1 protein-coding gene is annotated in these 1,155 nt (G+C 50.6%); it reads right to left on the bottom strand.

What is annotated here, in order from left to right:
• Positions 1 to 1,130 (bottom strand): metalloprotease PmbA (pmbA, locus tag R7035_RS25640; protein WP_318146371.1); only part of this gene is annotated, 1,130 nt, incomplete at its 3' end.
• Between the last annotated feature and the right edge of the window lie 25 nt (positions 1,131 to 1,155).

Here is a 1,155-nt window from a genome sequence, read left to right as displayed (position 1 = left end):
CCTTGGCCCATCACTTCTGTTACCAAAAGGCCTGTGCCCAATTCCTTCAGCATTTGCTCAAAGTTTTGGCCTGTCGACTTCACGTACCAGTTGTGAATACCACCAGCGTGACCGGTTGGATCCATCTTCATCTTGCGAGCGGCATAACTGGTCAGTAGATAGGTCGCCAACACACCATCGGTAATGATTTCACGATCTTGCGTATAAACGCCTTCGCTATCGAATGGGCTGGAAGCCAAACCGCGCAATACATGCGGACGCTCTGAAATATTGAACCATTCAGGCAAGACTTGTTTACCCAAGTGATCCAGTAAGAAAGAAGATTTGCGGTACAGGTTGCCACCGCTGATCGCCATCACTAGGTGACCAATCAAGCCAGTTGCCACATCGGCCGCAAACATAATTGGGTATTGGCCCGTTTTCAATCGTTGAGCATCCAGTCGGCTTACAGTATTTTCCGCCGCTTTGCGGCCGACGGTTTCTGGCGTCCACAAATCATCGCGATGGCGGGCAACGGTATAGCTGTAGTCACGTTCCATTTCGCCATTTTTGCCCACGCCAATAACGCAGCAGCTTGTGCTGTGGCGGCTAGACGCGTAGCTTGCTAACAAACCATGGCTGTTTCCGTACACTTTGACGCCGTAGTGGCTATCGTAGCTTGCACCGTCACTTTGCTTGATTGCATCGCTGTAGCTTAGCGCTTCTTTCTCAGCGGCAATCGCCATTTGTGCTGCGTAGTCTGGGTCTGGAGAGTCTGGGTGGAAAAGGTCAAGATCTGGCACCTCTTTCACCATAAATTCTTTCGGCGCTGGGCCTGCGAATGGGTCTTCAGATGTGTAATGAGCGATATCAAGCGCGGCATTCACTGTCTGTTCAATCGCCGCTTCACTCAAATCAGATGTGGAAGCGCTGCCCTTACGTTGGCCTCGGTAAACGGTAATGCCAAGCGCACCATCACTGTTGAACTCGACATTTTCTACATCACCCATTCGAGTGGAAACACTCAAACCTGTGCTTTTAGTAATTGCGACTTCTGCTGCATCCGACTTCGCCGACGCGAGCTCCAGTGCTCGTGCCACGGCTTGCTCTAGCTCGGTACGTTGCTCAGCAACCTGCTGTTTAATATCCATTGTCTTTCACATCTTGTATTCAATA

This window comes from Vibrio sp. 1731, from assembly GCF_033339955.1.
Taxonomy (GTDB): Bacteria; Pseudomonadota; Gammaproteobacteria; order Enterobacterales; family Vibrionaceae; genus Vibrio; species Vibrio alginolyticus.
The sequence above is the reverse complement of the archived record's forward strand: the minus strand, read 5'-3'. Positions and strand labels throughout refer to the sequence as shown.